This window comes from Hydrogenophaga sp., assembly GCF_035481345.1.
Lineage (GTDB): Bacteria > Pseudomonadota > Gammaproteobacteria > Burkholderiales > Burkholderiaceae_C > Hydrogenophaga.
The window spans coordinates 1-17,802 of the sequence record NZ_DATIGV010000101.1; the positions used below are offsets into that span (position 1 = coordinate 1).

Consider the following 17,802-nt stretch of genomic DNA (forward strand, 5'->3'; position numbering starts at 1 on the left):
CGCCAGCGCGATGTTCTGCCACAGCACCGTGTGCGTGCGCCGGGACAATCGAATGGTTTCGGGCAGCTTGCGCAGGTCGTCGTTCATCACGATCACGTCGGCCGCCTCCATGGCGGTGTCGCTGCCCGCGCCGCCCATGCCGAAGCCGATGGTGGCGGCGCTGAGCGCGGGGCCGTCGTTGATGCCATCGCCCACCATGCCCACGGCGCCTTGCGCGCGCAGGGCCTCGATCGCGTCGAGTTTGTCCTGCGGCAACAGGTTGGCCCGCACCTCGGCGATGCCGACCTGAGCCGCGATGGCCTGCGCCGTCGCGGAGTTGTCGCCGGTCAGCATGACGGTGGTGATGCCCAGGTCCTTCAGCTCTGCTATGGCCTGGCGGCTGCTGGACCTGGTCGTGTCGGCCACTGCAAACAGCGCGATCACACCCTGTTCGCTCGCGAGCAGGGTCACGGTGCGGCCTAAGGCCTCGTGCTCGCGCAGGCGCGCCTCCAGCTCGGGCGAGCATTGCCCGCGCTCTTCCATCCAGCGGTGGTTGCCGAGCGCGTAGGCCCGCCCCTCCACCGTGCCGCGCACGCCGCGGCCGGCTTCGGCGCCAAAGCCGTCGATGGCCAGGGCTTGCTGGTCAAGACCCGAAGCGATGGCCCGGGAGACGGGGTGGTCCGAGCGCGCCGCGAGGCCGCGCGCGATGGCCAGCACGCGTTCGGCTGGCACGGTGTGGGACAGCACCGCCTGCGCCACCAGGCGCGGCTTGCCCTCGGTCAGGGTGCCGGTCTTGTCCACCGCCACCACGCGCAGGCGGCGCGCTTCTTCCAGGTACACGCCGCCCTTGATGAGGATGCCGCGGCGCGCCGCCGCCGCGAGGCCGCTGACCACCGTCACGGGCGTGGAGATCACCAGCGCGCAGGGGCAGGCGATGACCAGCAGCACCAGCGCCTTGTAGACGGCGCTGAGCCAGGGCCAGCCGAACAGCAGCGGTCCGAGCAGGGCCACGGCCAGCGCGATGGCGAACACCGCGGGCGTGTACACGGCGGCGAAGCGGTCGACGAAGCGCTGCGTGGGCGCGCGCTGCGACTGCGCCTGTTCAATGGCGTGGATGATGCGCGCAAGCACCGTGTCGCTCGCGGGCTTGCTCACCTCGAACTCCAGCGCGCCGTGCTGATTGATCGTGCCGGCGTAGACCTCGTCGCCCGGGCCCTTGTCCACCGGGATGCTTTCGCCCGTGATGGGCGACTGGTCGGCCGCGCTGTGGCCGGCCGTGATGCGGCCGTCGAGCGCGAAGCGTTCGCCGGGCTTCACGCGCACGGTGGCGCCCACGGCCACGGCCTTCGCGTCCACCAGGACCCATTCACCATCGGCCTGGCGCACCTCGGCCTGCGGCGGTGACAGCGCCAGCAGGCCCGCGATGGCGTTGCGCGCGCGCTCGACCGAACGCGCCTCGATCAGCTCGGCCAGCGAGTACAGCGCCATCACCATCGCCGCCTCGGGCCACTGGCCGATGAGGAAGGCGCCAGTGACGGCGACCGCCATCAGCGCGTTGATGTTGAGCCGACCGCGCCGCAGGGCCGCGATGCCCTGCTGGAACACCTCGGTGCCCGCGAGCGCGATGGCCGCCAGCGCGATGCCCATGCCCGCGAGCCGCCACGGCCAGGTCTCGGGGGCCAGGAAGTGCAGGCCCTCGGCGACGAGGGCCATGAGCAGCGCCAGGCCCATGCGCAGCCAGTCCCGCGCGGAAGCGGGGCCGTGCTCATGGCCGTGGTGGTCGTGGTCCTGGCGGGGGTCATGGTCGTGCGCCGCGCCGTCGTGCGGGTGCGCGTGGTCGTGCGGGCCAGGGGTGGCGGGGGGTGGGCAGCAGGCCTTGGACATGGAAAAGCTCTCCTTCCCCGGTATTGCAAGCCCTGTAGCGGGTACGGAGTCAAGCCCGCCCCGACGCGGCGGATGGGGCCTTTCCTTCTCAGTCCACCCGCGTGGCGCGCAAGCGCAAGGCATTGGCGATCACACTGACCGAGGACAGCGCCATGGCGGCGGCGGCCACCACCGGCGAGAGCAGCCAGCCGAAGAAGGGGTACAGCACACCCGCCGCGAGCGGGATGCCCGCCACGTTGTAGGCGAAGGACAGGAAGAGGTTCTCCCGGATGTTGCGCATGGTCGCGCGCGACAGGCGCCGCGCGCGTGCCATGCCCAGCAGGTCGCCATGCAGCAGCGTGACGCCGGCGCTCTCCATGGCCACGTCGGTGCCGGTGCCCATGGCCAGGCCGACATGCGCCGCCGCCAGTGCCGGCGCGTCGTTCACGCCGTCACCCGCCATGGCCACCAGGCGGCCCTCGGCCTTGAGCCGGTCCACCACCGCCGACTTCTCCTCGGGCAGCACGTCGGCGATCACCTCGTCGATGCCGAGTTCGCGGGCCACGGCCTCCGCGGTGGTGCGGCCATCGCCCGTGAGCATGACCACGCGCAGGCCCTCCGCGCGCAAGGCGGCCAGCGCCGCCGGGGTGGTGGGCTTCACCGGGTCAGCGATGCCGACGAAGCCCGCGAGCCGCTGATCGATGGCGACGAAGATCACCGTGGCGGCCTTCGCGCGAACGTGCTCCGCGCGCGCCTGCAAGGGAGCCGCGTCCACCCCTTGTTCGGCGAGGAAGCGCGCGCTGCCGCAGGCGATGCGCACGCCATCCACCGTGCCCAGCACGCCCTTGCCCAGCGGCGAGTCGAAGGCCTCGACGGGCGACAGCGCGAGCCCGCGCGCCTGCGCATCGGCCACGATGGCGGCGGCCAGCGGGTGTTCGCTGGCCCGCTCCACACTGGCCAGGCGCTGCAGCAAGGTGTCGGTCTCGACGCCCGCCACGGCCTCCAGGTGGACCACGCGTGGGCGCCCCTCGGTGAGCGTGCCCGTCTTGTCCATCACCAGCGTGTCCACGCGCTCCATCAGTTCGAGCGCCTCGGCGTCGCGGATCAGCACGCCGTGCTGCGCGCCCTTGCCCACACCGACCATGATGGACATGGGCGTGGCCAGCCCGAGCGCGCAGGGGCAGGCGATGATGAGCACCGCCACGGCGGTGATGAGCGCATAGGACAGGGCGGGCTCGGGACCGAAGCTCAACCAGGCGGCGAAGGTCAGCAAGGCCACGGCGATGACCACCGGCACGAACCAGCCGGCCACCCGGTCCGCCATGCGTTGGATCGGCGCGCGGCTGCGCTGCGCAGCGGCCACCATCTGCACGATCTGCGCGAGCAGGGTGTCGGCGCCCACCTTGTCGGCGCGCATCACGAAGCCACCGGTCTGGTTGAGCGTGCCGGCCGTGACGCGTGCGCCCGGCGCCTTGGCCACGGGCATGGGCTCGCCCGTCACCATGGACTCGTCGACGGTCCCCTTGCCCTCGGTCAATTCGCCGTCCACCGGCACTTTTTCGCCCGGGCGCACGCGCAGCCGGTCGCCGACGCGAATGGCATCGACGCCGACCGTCTCGTCGCCGCCATCGTCCCGCACGCGCACGGCGGTCTTGGGGGCGAGGTCGAGCAGCGCGCGGATCGCGCCCGACGTCTTCTCCCGCGCGCGCAGCTCCAGCACCTGCCCCAGCAACACCAGCACCGTGATGACCGCCGCCGCCTCGAAGTAGACGGCCACCGCGCCGTCGGCCAGGCGCAGCGCGGGCGGGAACACGCCGGGCAGCAGCGCGGCGACCATGCTGTAGAGCCAGGCGGCGCCAGTGCCCAGCGCGATCAGCGTGAACATGTTGAGGTGGCGCAGGCGGATCGAGGCCAGGGCGCGCACGAAGAAGGGCCAGCCGGCCCACAGCACCACCGGCGTGGCCAGCAGCATCTGGACGAGGTTGGACACCCGCGGGGCCACGAGGTGGTGAAGGTCCGTCAGGTGCGCGCCCATCTCCAGCGCGAACACCGGCACCGTGAAGGCCAGGCCGATCCAGAAGCGGCGCGTCATGTCGCGCAGCTCGGGGCTGTCGCCGCTGGTGGCGGCCGCCAGCACCGGCTCCAGCGCCATGCCGCAGATGGGGCAGTGGCCGGGTCCGCGCTGGCGGACCTCGGGGTGCATGGGGCAGGTGTACTCGGCGTCGGGGCCGCCCGCGGGCCCGGCGGAGGCCGATGCCGCGGGGTCGGGGCCGGCCGGCGCATGGTGGTGTGGATGGCCGCGATGCGGGTCGTCGTGTGGGTTGTGGTGCGGGCCGTGGTGGTGTTCGTGTGTCTGTGTCATGGGAACCTCGCTGAAATCAGTATCAAGCTTCCCAGGGGGGCAAGGTCAAGGCCCACCATCACCGCCAACAAAAAGGCCCCGCGCGAGCGGGGCCTGGCCGGTGGAGCCGCAGGCAAGGCTCAGGCCAGCATGTCGGCCCAGATGTTGCGCGCCCAGCCGAAGGCGTAGGCGCCTTCGATCTCGCTCGCCGCGCTGGACAGGCCGCCCGAGCCCGGCACCGCCAGCATGGTCTTCTGCGCCGCGTCGTAGCGGTGCACGCTGGCCACGTGCACCACGTCCTTGGCGGTGACGAAGCTGTAGCAGGTGTTGGCGTACAGCGGGTTCTGCGGCGGCTGCTGGCCCGTCAGCAGCGACACCACCGCGGCGGCGCAGGTCTTGCCGTGCTGGTTGGCCATGTGGCCCGACTTGGGCATGGCCGGCGCGATCTGGATCGCGTCGCCCAGCACGTGGATGTTCTTCGCCGCCTTCGATTCGAAGGTGAGGAAGTCCACCTCGCACCAGCGGCCGTTGGCCGTGGCCAGGCCGCTCTTGACGGCGATGGCGCCCGCGCGCATGTCGGGCAGCACGTTGGCCACGCCGGCCTTGAAGTCGTCGTTGAACTCGAACTTCAGCGTGTTCGTGGCCGCGTCCACGTCCACCACCTTGTGCTTGGGCCGGTACTCGATGAGGCCCTTGTAGTGCTCGTCCCAGGCCTTGAGGAACAGGCCCTTCTTGGACGTGATGTCGTCGTTGGCGTCGAAGATGACGACCTTGCTGCGGGGCTTGGCCACCTTGAAGTAGCTCGCCACCATGCAGGCGCGCTCGTAGGGGCCGGGGGGGCAGCGGTAGGGCGCCAGGGGAATGGCGATGGCGTAGGTGCCGCCGTCGGGCAGGGCCTTGAGCTGGTCGTGCAATTGCGCGGTCTGCGGGCCGGCTTTCCAGGCGTGCAGGATCTTGTCCGACGCGCCGGGCTTGGCCAGGCCGGGGATGGTGGGCATGAAGTCCACGCCGGGCGAGAGGATGAGCCGGTCGTAGGGCAGGGTGGCGCCGCTGGCGAGCTTCACCGTGCGCTTGTCGGCGTCGATGCTCTCCACCGTGTCGCGCACCAGCTTCACGCCGTGCTTGCGCTGCAACTGGTCGTAGGAGACGGTGATGTCGGCCAGCGTCTTGTGGCCGCCCACCACCAGGTTGCTCAGGGGGCAGGACACGAAGTTGGCGTTCGGCTCCACCAGGGTCACGTCCACGCGGCCTTCGGAGAACAGGCGCACGTACTTGGCGGCCGTGGCGCCGCCGTAGCCGCCGCCCACCACCACCACCTTGGGACCACCGCTGCCGCCGGTGGCGCAGCCCGCCAGCAGGCCCAGGCCCGCCACCGCCGAGCCCGCGCCCAGCGTCTGTACGAATTGACGTCGTTGCATGGTGCGGCTCCTCACTTCTTCTGGGCCGCGAAGTACGCGGCGATCTGGGCCAGTTGCTCGTCGCTGTAGCCCTTCGACAACTGATGCATGATGGTCGCGGGCCGCTGGCCATTCTTGAAGGCCAGCAACTGCTGCAGCAGCTCGTCCTTGTTGCGGCCGGCCAGACCGATCATGCCGGGCTCGGCGCGGCCCTCGGTGCCGTGGCAGTTGGCGCAGGCCGCGGCCCACACGCGGATCTGGTTGACCTGGGCGTGGGCCCCGGCGCCCAGGGCCAGCAGCGTCGCCGCGACCAGCCACCTTGTTGTTCTCTGCATCGTCGTCTCCGATCGTGGGTTGGGATGGATGTGCACCCAAAACTGTAGCAGGGGGCCTCCCTCGAAAAACAGATATCGATGGACGCGGAGTGCACGAAGGCCCTGTGGCATTGAAGACCAGCCAGTGGTCGAACGCATCAAGGGTTTACTCTTATCCAAATATCAGCAAGTAACGATATAGTCGCGCCCCTGAGAGTCCTCCTGAACGAACCGCGCCGTGTCTGACCCACTGCAACACACCATCGGGCGGGTGCTGCCCGCCCCCGAAAACCACCTGGACGCCGAAAAGATGGAAGCCGCGCGCAAGGCGCGACGCAGCTTCATGGGCAAGGCACTGGCCATGGGCGCGGGTGCGGTGGCCGCCGGTCACGCCTCGCGCGCGCTGGCGAGCGAAGGCGAGGGCGACCCGGCGATCCTGAAGATGCCCGAGCACACGCGCGGCCTGGGCCGCCCGGTGGCCGAGCGCCCCTACGGCCTGCCCAGCCAGTGGGAGGCCAATCTGCAGCGCCGCCAGAGCCCCGGCCTCACGCGCGTGCCACAGGCCTCGGTGAGCTTCACGCCGCTGCAGGGCCTGTTCGGCATCATCACGCCCAGCGGCCTGCACTTCGAGCGCCACCACCAGGGCTGGTGGGACATCGACCCGAGCCAGCACCGCCTGATGGTGCACGGCCTGGTGAAGCGCTCGCGCGTGTTCACCATGGACGACCTGATGCGCCTGCCCAGTGTGTCGCGCATCCACTTCATCGAATGTGGCGCGAACTCCGCGCCCGAGTGGGGCAACGTGGCCCTGCCCACGGTGCAGTACACGCACGGCATGGTGAGCTGCTCGGAGTTCACGGGCGTGCGCCTGTCCACCCTGCTGGAGATGTGCGGCGTCGACAGGAAGCTCGGCAAGTACGTGCTGGCCGAGGGCGCCGACGGTTCGTCGATGACGCGCACCATCGACATGGAACGCGCGATGGAGGATTGCATCGTCGCCTGGGCCATGAACGGCGAGATGCTGCGCCCCGAGAACGGCTACCCGCTGCGCCTGGTGGTGCCAGGCATCCAGGGCGTGAGCTGGGTGAAGTACCTGCGACGCCTGGAGGTGGGCGACCAGAAGTGGGCCAGCAAGGACGAGGCGGTGCACTACATCGACCTCATGCCCGACGGCACGCACCGCCAGTACACCGGCATCCAGGAGTGCAAGAGCGTGATCACCACGCCTTCGGGCGGGCAGACGCTGCTCGACAAGGGCTACTACAACGTGAGCGGCCTGGCCTGGTCGGGGCGCGGTGCGATCAAGCGCGTGGACGTGAGCGTGGACGGCGGGCGCAACTGGCGCACGGCGCGCCTGGAAGGGCCGGTGCTGGACAAGGCGCTCACGCGCTTCAACATCGACTGGGTGTGGGACGGCAAGCCCGCCATCCTGCAGAGCCGCGCGATCGACAGCACCGGCTATGTGCAACCCAAGATCAACCAGCTGCGCGCGGTGCGCGGCACGCGCTCGATCTACCACCAGAACGCGATCCAGTCGTGGAAGGTGGCGGAGAACGGCGAAGTCTCGAACGTGCAGGTGTTCTGAAGAATGATGGCGATGCGAAATCTGTTCCTGCTGTCCCTCGCGCTGCTGGGCGGCGCGGCGATGGCGCAACCCAGGCCCTGGCACGAGGTCGGCCGCGAGGCCACACCGGCCGAGATCAAGGCCTGGGACATCGATGTGCGGCCCGACTTCAAGGGCCTGCTCAAGGGCGCGGGCAGCGTCGCGCTGGGCGAGAAGGTATGGGAGGCGCAGTGCGCGTCCTGCCACGGCGTGTTCGGCGAATCGAACGAGGTGTTCACGCCCATCGTGGGCGGCACCACCCCAGCCGACATCGAACGTGGCCGCGTGAAGAACCTGGCGCCGGGCAACACCTTCCCGCAGCGCACGACGCTGATGAAGGTGGCCACGGTCTCGACGCTGTGGGACTACATCAACCGCGCCATGCCCTGGAACGCGCCCAAGACGCTCAAGACCGAGGAGGTCTACGGCGTGCTCGCGTACATCCTGCACCTGGGCGACATCGTGCCGGCGGACTTCACGCTGTCGGACCAGAACATCGCCGAAGTGCAGCAACGCATGCCCAATCGCAACGGCATGGTGTTCCACGAGCCGCTGTGGAAGGTCTCGGGCAAGGGCGACGTGAAGAACGTGGCCTGCATGAAGGACTGCCCGACCGATGCGCAGGTGCGCTCGGCACTGCCCGATTTCGCGCGCGACGCGCACGGCAACATCCAGGAGCAGAACCGCGTGGTGGGCCCGGTGCGCGGCGCCGACACCACGAAGCCGCCGCTCAAGGGCCCGGTGGGCAGCGCGCCCCCGCCCGCGCCGGTGGTGATGGCCGCTGCCCCGGCGGCCGCCCCGGGCGGGGTGGACGTGAAGGCCTTGCTCACCGCCAATGGCTGCACGGCCTGTCACGGCGTCAGCAACAAAATCGTCGGCCCCGGTTTCACCGAGGTCCTGGCCAAGCACAAGGGCAAGGCCGATCTGGAAGCCTACCTGGCACGCAAGATCAAGGCCGGTGGCAGTGGCGTCTTCGGCGCCACTCCCATGCCGCCGCAGCCCCAGCTCAAGGACGTCGAGGCCCAGGCCATTGCGCGCTGGATCGCGGCCGGCCCTCGGTGATCCAGGGCTTCACGCATACCCCATACCCGTTCCATTTCTCGCTCGCTACACTCGCCCTTCGCCACGCATTTGCACAGGAGTTCCCATGAACAGCACCCGTCGAGACGCCTTGAAGACCACCGGGGCCTTTGCTGCCCTCGTTTCCATGGGCATCGTCACCCAAAGCCAGGCGAACGCCGCGCTCGAGCGCTCGAGCTTTGAGGGCAAGACGTTGGCCGACGCGCTCAAGGCCGTTGGCGGCACGCCGGCCACCAGCGACCAGGTCACCGTGGTGGCGCCCGACATCGCCGAGAACGGCGCCGTGGTGCCCATCGGCGCGGCCAGCAAGCTGCCCAACACCACCGAGATCTTCCTGATCGTGGAAAAGAACCCGATGCCCCTGGCGGCCGCATTCACCGTCCCGGCCGGCACCGTGCCCGAGATCTCCACCCGCCTCAAGATGGGCCAGAGCTCCAATGTCATCGCCGTGGTCAAGGCCGACGGCAAGCTCTACTCGGCCACCAAAGAAACCAAGGTCACGCTGGGCGGCTGCGGCGGCTGATCGGCCCGAGCCCCTTTCGAGATTCAACGAACACAGGAGTCCACCATGGCTGATCCGATGCGCATCCGCGCCGCCGTTGCCGACGGCGAAACCACCGTCCGCGTGCTCATGTCGCACATCATGGAACCCGGCACGCGCCGCGACGCGGCCGGCGCCCTCATCCCCGGTCACTTCATCACGAACGTCGACTGCACCCACAACGGCAAGACCGTGCTGCAGGCGCAGTTCACCGGCGCCGTGGCGCAGAACCCCTTCCTGTCCTTCAAGTTCAAGGGCGGCGCCAAGGGCGACAAGATCGTCGTGAAGTGGAGCGACAACAAGGGCGACTCGCGGACCGACGAAGCAAGTATTGCGTAACCCCCCGCCGCGCTTCGCGCGACCCCCCCAAGGGGGCGTCACCTGCGGCCCGGCGAAGCCGGTTCCGCGGTGACCTCGGCGAACTCCCCCGCCGTCCCCACGTGTTTTCCGATAACGAGCTGACGAGGAGACCCCCATGAAGCGACCTGTTTCCCGTGCCATTGCCTTCTCGGCGCTGGTGCTTGGCGCCGCTGCCGCGCACGCGCAATTGTCCACGGCCGACGGCATCGCCAAGTACCGCGAGATGCTGCAGGACGGCAACCCCGCCGAGCTCTATGAAATGAAGGGCGAGGAGCTCTGGAAACAGAAGCGCGGGCCGAAGAACGCCTCGCTGGAACAGTGCGACCTGGGCAAGGGTCCCGGCGTCATCAAGGGCGCCTTCGTCGAGCTGCCGCGCCACTTCAAGGACACCAACCGCGTGGAGGACCTTGAGGGCCGCATCATCACCTGCATGGAAACCCTGCAGGGCTTCAATGGCGACGAGGTCCGCAAGACCCCCTTCCGCCGCGGCGAGATGGCCAACGTGACGGCCATCGCCACCTACGTGGCCACGGCTTCCAAGGGCATGAAGATGAACCTGCCGCAGTCGCATGCGCAGGAAAAGCTCATGTACGAAACCGGCAAGCGCCTGTTCTTCACGCGCGGCGGCACGCACGATTTCTCCTGCGCGTCCTGCCACGGCGCGGACGACAAGCGCATCCGCCTGCAGGACCTGCCCAACCTCACCAAGAACCCGGGTGACGGCATCGGCTTCGCGGCGTGGCCCGCGTACCGTGTGTCCAACGCGCAGATGTGGGGCATGCAACTGCGCCTGAACGACTGCTTCCGCCAGATGCGCTGGCCCGAGCCCAAGTTCGGCAGCGACGCCACGCTGGCGCTGAGCGTCTACATGGGCGTCAACGCCAAGGGCGCCGAGTCCGCCGTGCCCGCGATCAAGCGCTGAAGACAGGAGACCCACGATGAACCAGAAGACCCTCCTCGCCTCCTTGGCCCTGTATCTGCCCCTGGCCGCGCTGCTCGCTGCCTGCTCCATGCCGCCTTCGCAGGCCGACATCGAGAAGGCCACCGCCGACACGATGAAGAACTCCTTCCAGGCCAAGGGCATCGCCACGCTCGACCGCCTGGATCAGGACCAGGCCAACGCCACCTGTCTGCAAGCCGACCTGTCGGGCAAGCCGCTCGACGAGAAACTCGCCAAGGCCGTGGAAGAGGCCAGCATGAAGACCATCAAGTGGCCCACCGACGGCAAGTTCCTGGGCGACTGGAAAGAGGGCGAGAAGATCGCCCAAAGCGGTCGTGGCCTGACCTGGACCGACGACGCCAAGCAAGCCAATGGCGGCAACTGCTACAACTGCCACCAGATCAGCAAGGAAGAGATTTCCTTCGGCACCCTGGGCCCCAGCCTCTACAACTACGGCAAGCTGCGCGGCGTGAGCGACCCGGCCGCCGCCGCGTCCAAGCCCATCGTCGACTACACCTGGGGCAAGCTCTACAACGCGCGCGCCTACAACGCCTGCTCGCAGATGCCGCGCGTGGGCCACAAGGGCATCCTCAACGAGACGCAGCTCAAGCACGTGATGGCGCTGCTGCTCGACCCGAACTCGCCCGTCAACAAGTGATCCGATGAGCCCGGGCGCCCCTTGAGCGGCTCCGGGCTTTTTTGCGCCTTTGAATATCAGTGTTTGCTTCTGAAGAGAGTGCCCCATGAGCCTGAGCCGCCGTGAATTCATGCAACTGCTGGCCGCCGCCAGCGCCGCCGGCATGGCACTCGACCACCGCGACGCGCTGGCCGCCACCGCCGGCGCCAGCGAGCGCCTGTACGACGTGCCTCGCTTCGGCAACGTGAGCTTCCTGCACTTCACCGACTGCCACGCGCAGCTCACACCGGTGTACTTCCGCGAGCCCAGCGTGAACCTCGGTGTGGGCGATGCCACCGGCAAGGCCCCGCACCTGGTCGGTGAGTCCCTGCTCAGGCACTTCAACATCCGCCCCGGCACCGCGCAGGCGCACGCCTTCAGCTACCTCGATTTCACGCAGGCCGCGAAGACCTACGGAAAGGTGGGCGGCTTCGCGCACATGGCGACGCTGGTCAAACAACTGCGCGCCAGCCGCCCGTACGCCTGGCTGCTCGACGGCGGCGACACCTGGCAGGGCTCGGCCACCTCGCTGTGGACGAACGCGCAGGACATGGTGGACGCCTGCAAGCGCCTGGGCGTGAACATCATGAGCTCGCACTGGGAACACACCTTTGGCGCCAAGCGCGTGCAGGAGATCGTCGAGAAGGACCTGAAGGGCCACATCGAATTCCTGGCCCAGAACATCAAGACCACCGACTTCGAGGACCTCGTCTTCAAGCCCTACACGCTGCGCGACATGAACGGCGTGCCGGTGGCCGTCATCGGACAGGCCTTTCCCTACACCCCCATCGCCAACCCGCGCCACATGGTGCCCGACTGGACCTTCGGCATCCAGGAAGAGCACCTGCAGAAGGTGGTGGACGAGGTGCGCGGCAAGGGCGCGCAGGTGGTGGTGCTGCTCTCGCACAACGGCATGGACGTGGACCTCAAGCTGGCCTCCCGCGTCAGCGGCATCGACGCCATCCTGGGTGGCCACACGCACGACGGCATGCCCGCGCCCACGGTGGTGAAGAACCCGGGCGGACAGACCCTGGTCACCAACGCCGGTTCGAACACCAAGTTCCTCGGCGTGCTCGACTTCGACGTGCGTGGCGGCAAGGTGCAGGGCTACCGGTACAAGCTCATGCCCATCTTCGCCAACCTGCTGCCAGCCGACGCCGAGATGCAGGCCTACATCGATGGTGTGCGCGCGCCCTACCAGGCGAAGCTGGCCGAGAAGCTCGCGGTCACCGAAGACCTGCTCTACCGCCGCGGCAACTTCAACGGCTCCTGGGACCAGGTCATCTGCGACGCGCTGATGGAGGTCAAGGGCGCGGACATGTGCTTCTCGCCGGGCGTGCGTTGGGGCACCTCGCTCTTGCCGGGCGACGCCATCACCATGGAGGCGTTGATGGACCAGACGGCCATCACCTACCCCTCGACCACGCTCAACGAGTTCACCGGCACGCAGATCAAGGAGATCCTGGAAGACGTGGCCGACAACATCTTCAACCCCGACCCCTACTACCAGCAGGGCGGCGACATGGTGCGCGTGGGCGGCATGAAATACAGCATCGCGCCGAAGGAGCGCATGGGCGGGCGCATCCAGAACATGACGCTCAAGGGAAAGCCCATCGAAGCGGACCGGAAGTACAAGGTGGCCGGCTGGGCCTCGGTGCAGGAGAACGTCCAGGGCGAGCCGGTGTGGGACGTCGTCGCCACGCACCTGCGCGCGAAGAAGGTGATCAAGGGCGTGCAGGTCAACACCCCCGCCCTCATCGGCATGAAGGGCAACCCCGGGGCCGCCTGAACGCGCGCGGGCAAGAAAAAAGCCACCGCCCGCGAGGGCGATGGCTGTCAAAACCAAACCTTGGAAAAGGGAGGGGCCTTGCGGCCCCGGTGCGGGGCCCGAGGGCCCCGCGGTCACGATCAGAAGTCGTGACGGACGCCGACGGCGTACAGGCGACGCTCGGCGATCTCGGTGCCGGCGCCGTTCTCGGCGTCGCCATTGAGGTAGGCGGCGTACACGCGGGTGCGCTTGGACAGCGAGTAGGTCGCGCCGATCGACAGGCCTTTGGACTTGGCGCTATCCACGCCAGCGTTCTCGGACTTGTTGTAGGCGTAGGCCACCGAGAAGTCCCAGGGACCCATGGGCATGTTGGCACCCACCACGAAGCCGTCGGATTCCAGCGTGCCTTGCTCGGCCATGTTGTAGCCGGCGGAGACGCGCACCACGCCGAAGTCGTAGGCACCGGCCAGGGTCGTGTACTCACGCTTGAGGGCGCTGACTTCGTTGTCCAGCTCCTGGTAGCCGACGCCCACGTCCAGCGGGCCGCTGCGGTAGCGCACGTTGAAGGCGGTGGTGTCGCGCTTGATCGGCGAAGCCTGCTCGTCCAGGCCATAGCTCACACCCGCGGTGAAGCCGCCGAAGTTGGGCGACTCGTAGCGGATCTGGTTGCTGGCGCGGGCGGAATAGTCGGCCACGTGGCCCACGGCGACGCCGCCCACCGAGTTGCCGTAGGCAATGGTGGTGGGGGTGAAGGCCGAGTCCCACAGCGCGCTGCTCACGCTGATGTCGCGGATGTCGTCGAAGGACGTGTCGTGCAGGCCGAGCTTGACGGTACCGAAGCCGCCCGACAGACCCACGATGGACATGCGGCCGAAGCGGTAGCCGGCGGCGGTGCCGTCGTCCACGTTGAGCGCGCCTTCGAGCTGGAAGATGGCTTTCAGGCCGCCACCGAGGTCTTCGGTGCCGCGGAAGCCCAGGCGGCTGGTGCTCAGCAGACCGCTTTGCAGTTGCGAGGTGCTCTGCGCGGCGCCCGATGCACCGGCTTTTTCGGAACCGACGGAAGCGTCGAGGCGGCCGTAGATGGTGACGCTGGATTGCGCCATGGCGGCGCCGCTGATGGTGGCCAGGGCGGCCAGAGCGATCAGGCTCTTTTTCATGGAATGGTTTCTCCGTTGTGGGGTCCGGGTCCTGGTGGGACCCGTGCCTCCCGCACCGTGCGGGACGACCTGGCGTATTCCACGCGACGAAAATAACCGTCCGATTACATTCGTAATGGTTTGTCCCATTTACAACGGGCACCCGCAGACGTAGCAGGGGAATTCATGGCCGTGTAGTCGTTGTGTGCGCAACTTTGTTAATGGTGGGCGCGCGCGGCACGCGGATTGCCGGGCCGGTGGATGGATGGGCACGACGGGCTGGCCAGCACGCCCACACGCTCTGTGAAGGATGTTCTGTCGACGCTCTGGGCGGTCGCCCGGCGCCACCGCCGCCGCACGCTCCTGGCCATCGCGCTGCTGGTATTGGCCAAGCTGGCCAGTGTCTGCGTGCCGCTGGTGCTCAAGGAGGTGGTGGACCGCTTCAGCGCGCCGGGCACGATGGCCGCCGACATGGCGTCCGACGCCTCGGCGGCCTTCCCTGCCGGTACGCAACTCGTGGTGTTGCCGGTCTTCCTGCTGATCGGTTATGCGGCGCTGCGCTTTTCGGCCACCCTGTTCACCGAGTTGCGTGATCTGTGCTTCGCGCGCGTCACGCTGGCCACGGTGGCCGACTTCGCACAGAAGGCGCTGGCCCATCTGCATGCCATGGGGCCGCGTTTTCACCTGCAGCGCCAGATGGGTGGCCTGGTGCGCGACGTGGACCGTGGCGCCGTGGCGCTGGGTTTCCTGCTCGGCGCCTTGCTGTTCACGCTGCTGCCCACGCTGGTGGAAATCGTCGCCGTGCTGCTCATCATGGCAGCCGCCTACAGCGCGTGGTTCCTCGTGATCCTGCTCGTCACTTTCGTGGCCTACGCGGTCCACACGGCGCTCATGACGCGGCGGCGCGTGCTCATCCAACGGCGCGTCAACGCCCTGGACTCGCGCGCCAACGGCCTGCTCATGGACAGCCTGGTGAACCTGGAGTCGGTGCGCGCGCACGCCCGCGCGCCGCACGAGGTCGCGCGCTACAACGGCGCGCGCCGCGCCTGGGTGGAGCGCGGTGTCGACAACCAGGCCGCGCTGTCGGCGCTGCACCTCGGCCAGGCAGCGATCATCGCGCTCGGTGTCGGCGCCGTCATGCTGCTGGCGGGCCAGGAAACCGTGCGCGGCCGCATGACCGTGGGCGACCTGGTGCTGGTCAACGCCTATGTGCTGCAGGTCTGTCTGCCGCTCAACGCGCTGGGCATGGTGTTTCGCGAGGCGCGCGATGCGCTCACCAACGCCGAACGGCTGTGGGACTTGCTGAGCACGCCGCCCGAGATAAGCGACAGTCCGCGCGCCACGCCCCTGAGCGCCTCACGCGGCGAGGTGGTCTTCGAGCACGTGGACTTTTCCTACGAAGCCGGCCGCCAGGTGCTGTGGGACGTCGACTTCCGCATCGAACCCGGGCAGACGGTGGCGGTGGTCGGCGGCAGCGGATCGGGCAAGTCCACGCTCGCGCGCTTGCTGCTGCGCCTGTACGACCCGCAGCGCGGCCGGGTGTTGGTGGATGGCGCCGACCTGGGCGCCGTCACGCTGGACAGCCTGCGCGCGGCGGTGGGCATCGTGCCGCAGGACAGCACCCTCTTCAACGACACCATTGCCTACAACATCGCCTATGGCCACCCCGGCGCGAGCCTGGCGCAGGTGATGGAGGCCGCTCGCGCGGCCCAGGTGGACGAGTTCATCGCCTCGCTGCCCCAGCAGTACGACACCGTGGTGGGTGAGCGGGGCATGAAGCTCTCCGGAGGGGAGAAACAGCGCATCGCCATCGCGCGCGCCTTCCTCAAGAACGCGCCCATCCTCATCCTCGACGAGGCCACCTCGGCGCTCGACACGCGCTCCGAGCGCGCCATCCAGGGCCAGCTCGATCGCCTGTCGGCGGACCGCACCACGCTGATCATCGCGCACCGGCTCTCCACCATCGTGGACGCCGACAACATCCTGGTGATGGACCGGGGCCGCATCGTCGAACGGGGCCGCCACGAGCAGCTCATCGCGCAGGGCGGCCTGTACGCGCAGTTGTGGGATCTGCAGCGCCAGAAGCAGGCCTTCGACCGGCTCGAGCGCCAACTGGCGCGACAGCCCGTCAACCTGGCGGCCCTGCTGGCCAACGTCATCGACGGCCTGCGGCCGCGGCTGGACGCGCGCGCCATCCAGCTCTACACCGTGATCGACCCCGAGGGCGCCCGCGTGCTGGGCGATCCGGGCGTGCTGTCGCAGGTGATGTGGGACCTGGGACAGCACGCGGTCGAGTCCACGCCGCCGGGCGGTCGGGTGGAGTGGCGCCTCGAGCGGCACCAGGGCCGCGTGCGGCTGGGTGTGACGGACGGGCGCCACGATGGCAACGGCACGCCGCCCGCCGTGGCGTCCGAGTTGCCGGCCATGGACCCCCTGGCCCTGCGCTCCGCCATCGAGCGGCAGGGCGGGCAGTTCAGCCTGGTGCCGGCCACCTCGGTGCAGGGCATGCGCTACCTCGTTGACTTGCCGCTGCACGCCGTGGCCGCGCCGCCGCCGGCCGTGGACCAGCGCGCCGCCACGGCACCGGAACACCAGGTCCGGCGCCTCCCCGGGCTCACGGTGATGGTCGTGGACGACAACCCCATGGCGCGCGAGGCCCTGGAGGCGGTGCTGAAGGAGGCAGGGGCCGACACCATCGGTTTCGGCAACGGAGAGCCGGCGCTGCGCTGGATCGAGGACCACCCCGTCCCGCAGTGGCCGCGGGTGCTGGTGTGCGACGTGGCGCTGGAGGACGAGGACGGCTTCTCCGTCGTGCGACGCCTGCGCCAGATCGAGGTCCGGCGAGAAGCCTCGCTGGATCAGCGCATCTCCGCGTTGGCGGTGACCGGCGCGGCCCAACCCGAACACCGCATCCGCGCGCTCATGGCCGGTTTCCAGATGGTGCTGAGCAAGCCCGTCGTGCCCGACGAACTCGTGACCACCGTGCTCGCGCTCGCGGGTCGCCCTGGTGCCAGTTGAGGCGCCCTGCCTGTCCAAGAAGGAACGCCAGCATGAAGAGCCGAAGCCGATTCGTCGATGAAGACGCCGCCCGCCTGGCCGTGTCGCTCGCCCGCCCCGCCATAGAGGCGGCGCTGCACGACGCCGCCATCAGCGGGCAGCACGTGCTGCACCTGGTGGTGCTGGACCCGGCGGCCCGGCCCGGCACCTGCCGCTTCGAGGAAGCGATCCTGCACGAGCAGACCTTGGGCCAGCAGAATCGCGCCACCTGGGACGCCGACTACGCTGCCTACGCGCGCGACAAGGCCGCGCTGAGCTGGCGCCACGGCATCGACAGCCGCCGGTTGCAGTTGCTCGAGCCGCACCGGCTCGGCGCTGAAGACCGGCTGGTGTGGGGCGGCGTGTGCCTCGACGGCATCGTCGTCGCGGCCAGCGGCGCCATGCCGCAGTGGGACGAGGCCTTCTCGCTCTGGGTGGCGGGCAACGTGCGCGCGCTGGCGTACCAGCGGTCTGCGGCGGCGGGCGGACGTCAAGCGCGTTAATGTTGGTCTAAGGCTCGCCCCCCAGCATGGGGGCATGAACTCCCCGATTGTCTTCTCCGCCGGCTCCGTCGGCGCCTGCCGCGGGACCGGCGCGCCGGGCGATTCGCTCCGGGAACCCCTGGTGCTGAGGCCCCTCGTGGGCGTGGCCCGTGACCGAGGCCTCGAATTGATCCGGCGCCGTTTCCAGCAGGAGCACCAGGCGCACCTCACCCACTTCATGCCTCGCCTGCTGGGCCTGGTGGACGAGGCTGGCGGGCTCGCCGGC

The 17,802-nt window shown here is 69.0% G+C and carries 14 protein-coding genes; 9 read left to right on the top strand and 5 right to left on the bottom strand.

What is annotated here, in order from left to right; genetic code table 11:
• The 4 genes from VLG41_RS10880 to VLG41_RS10895 all read right to left on the bottom strand — a co-directional run.
• Window positions 1–1,863: heavy metal translocating P-type ATPase (locus tag VLG41_RS10880; RefSeq protein ID WP_325349417.1), on the bottom strand; the 1,863-nt coding region annotated here is incomplete at its 3' end.
• A gap of 88 nt (window positions 1,864–1,951) precedes the next feature.
• Window positions 1,952–4,204, bottom strand: coding sequence for a copper-translocating P-type ATPase (locus VLG41_RS10885; RefSeq protein WP_325349418.1), 2,253 nt, complete (start codon window positions 4,202–4,204; stop codon window positions 1,952–1,954).
• 119 nt (window positions 4,205–4,323) lie between these two features.
• Complete coding sequence (locus VLG41_RS10890) at window positions 4,324–5,601, bottom strand: NAD(P)/FAD-dependent oxidoreductase (RefSeq protein ID WP_325349419.1); 1,278 nt, start codon at window positions 5,599–5,601, stop codon at window positions 4,324–4,326.
• Between the two features lie 11 nt (window positions 5,602–5,612).
• Window positions 5,613–5,915 (bottom strand): c-type cytochrome, encoded by a 303-nt coding sequence (locus VLG41_RS10895; RefSeq protein WP_325349420.1) that lies wholly within the window; start codon window positions 5,913–5,915, stop codon window positions 5,613–5,615.
• Window positions 5,916–6,204: 289 nt separating this feature from the next.
• Here VLG41_RS10895 and soxC point away from each other — a divergent pair, with 289 nt between their 5' ends.
• The 7 genes from soxC (at window position 6,205) to soxB (ending at window position 12,883) form a co-directional block, all read left to right on the top strand.
• The gene (soxC, locus tag VLG41_RS10900; protein ID WP_414652483.1) at window positions 6,205–7,479 is read left to right on the top strand and encodes a sulfite dehydrogenase; all 1,275 of its coding nucleotides are present in this window, start codon (window positions 6,205–6,207) and stop codon (window positions 7,477–7,479) included.
• A gap of 3 nt (window positions 7,480–7,482) precedes the next feature.
• Window positions 7,483–8,559, top strand: a complete 1,077-nt coding sequence (locus VLG41_RS10905; RefSeq protein WP_414652482.1) for a c-type cytochrome — start codon at window positions 7,483–7,485, stop codon at window positions 8,557–8,559.
• Window positions 8,560–8,644: 85 nt separating this feature from the next.
• On the top strand, window positions 8,645–9,100 hold the full coding sequence (soxY, locus tag VLG41_RS10910) for a thiosulfate oxidation carrier protein SoxY (RefSeq protein WP_325349423.1): 456 nt from the start codon (window positions 8,645–8,647) through the stop codon (window positions 9,098–9,100).
• 45 nt (window positions 9,101–9,145) lie between these two features.
• Window positions 9,146–9,457, top strand: coding sequence for a thiosulfate oxidation carrier complex protein SoxZ (gene soxZ / locus VLG41_RS10915; protein WP_325349424.1), 312 nt, complete (start codon window positions 9,146–9,148; stop codon window positions 9,455–9,457).
• 136 nt (window positions 9,458–9,593) lie between these two features.
• The gene (gene soxA / locus VLG41_RS10920) at window positions 9,594–10,400 is read left to right on the top strand and encodes a sulfur oxidation c-type cytochrome SoxA (protein ID WP_325349425.1); all 807 of its coding nucleotides are present in this window, start codon (window positions 9,594–9,596) and stop codon (window positions 10,398–10,400) included.
• A gap of 16 nt (window positions 10,401–10,416) precedes the next feature.
• Window positions 10,417–11,076, top strand: coding sequence for a sulfur oxidation c-type cytochrome SoxX (gene soxX, locus VLG41_RS10925; protein ID WP_325349426.1), 660 nt, complete (start codon window positions 10,417–10,419; stop codon window positions 11,074–11,076).
• An 85-nt stretch (window positions 11,077–11,161) separates the two neighbouring features.
• Complete coding sequence (soxB, locus tag VLG41_RS10930; RefSeq protein WP_325349427.1) at window positions 11,162–12,883, top strand: thiosulfohydrolase SoxB; 1,722 nt, start codon at window positions 11,162–11,164, stop codon at window positions 12,881–12,883.
• 119 nt (window positions 12,884–13,002) lie between these two features.
• Here the strand turns inward: soxB and VLG41_RS10935 are convergent, their stop codons facing one another.
• Window positions 13,003–14,019 carry a porin gene (locus VLG41_RS10935; protein WP_325349428.1) on the bottom strand — a complete coding sequence of 339 codons (1,017 nt, stop codon included), beginning with the start codon at window positions 14,017–14,019 and terminating at the stop codon, window positions 13,003–13,005.
• Between the two features lie 282 nt (window positions 14,020–14,301).
• Between VLG41_RS10935 and VLG41_RS10940 the strand changes: the two genes are divergently transcribed.
• Together VLG41_RS10940 and VLG41_RS10945 are read left to right on the top strand one after the other, a co-directional pair.
• Window positions 14,302–17,016, top strand: coding sequence for an ATP-binding cassette domain-containing protein (locus VLG41_RS10940; RefSeq protein ID WP_325349429.1), 2,715 nt, complete (start codon window positions 14,302–14,304; stop codon window positions 17,014–17,016).
• Window positions 17,017–17,048: 32 nt separating this feature from the next.
• Window positions 17,049–17,537, top strand: coding sequence for a hypothetical protein (locus VLG41_RS10945; protein ID WP_325349430.1), 489 nt, complete (start codon window positions 17,049–17,051; stop codon window positions 17,535–17,537).
• The last annotated feature ends 265 nt before the right edge of the window (window positions 17,538–17,802 follow it).

Bases quoted from the DNA above. Each gene is read 5' to 3' on its own strand.
- VLG41_RS10885 (WP_325349418.1), bottom strand. From the start codon at position 4,204: ATGACACAGACACACGAACACCACCACGGCCCGCACCACAACCCACAC.
- VLG41_RS10890 (WP_325349419.1), bottom strand. From the start codon at position 5,601: ATGCAACGACGTCAATTCGTACAGACGCTGGGCGCGGGCTCGGCGGTG.
- VLG41_RS10895 (WP_325349420.1), bottom strand. From the start codon at position 5,915: ATGCAGAGAACAACAAGGTGGCTGGTCGCGGCGACGCTGCTGGCCCTG.
- soxC (WP_414652483.1), top strand. From the start codon at position 6,205: ATGGAAGCCGCGCGCAAGGCGCGACGCAGCTTCATGGGCAAGGCACTG.
- VLG41_RS10905 (WP_414652482.1), top strand. From the start codon at position 7,483: ATGATGGCGATGCGAAATCTGTTCCTGCTGTCCCTCGCGCTGCTGGGC.
- soxY (WP_325349423.1), top strand. From the start codon at position 8,645: ATGAACAGCACCCGTCGAGACGCCTTGAAGACCACCGGGGCCTTTGCT.
- soxZ (WP_325349424.1), top strand. From the start codon at position 9,146: ATGGCTGATCCGATGCGCATCCGCGCCGCCGTTGCCGACGGCGAAACC.
- soxA (WP_325349425.1), top strand. From the start codon at position 9,594: ATGAAGCGACCTGTTTCCCGTGCCATTGCCTTCTCGGCGCTGGTGCTT.
- soxX (WP_325349426.1), top strand. From the start codon at position 10,417: ATGAACCAGAAGACCCTCCTCGCCTCCTTGGCCCTGTATCTGCCCCTG.
- soxB (WP_325349427.1), top strand. From the start codon at position 11,162: ATGAGCCTGAGCCGCCGTGAATTCATGCAACTGCTGGCCGCCGCCAGC.
- VLG41_RS10935 (WP_325349428.1), bottom strand. From the start codon at position 14,019: ATGAAAAAGAGCCTGATCGCTCTGGCCGCCCTGGCCACCATCAGCGGC.
- VLG41_RS10945 (WP_325349430.1), top strand. From the start codon at position 17,049: ATGAAGAGCCGAAGCCGATTCGTCGATGAAGACGCCGCCCGCCTGGCC.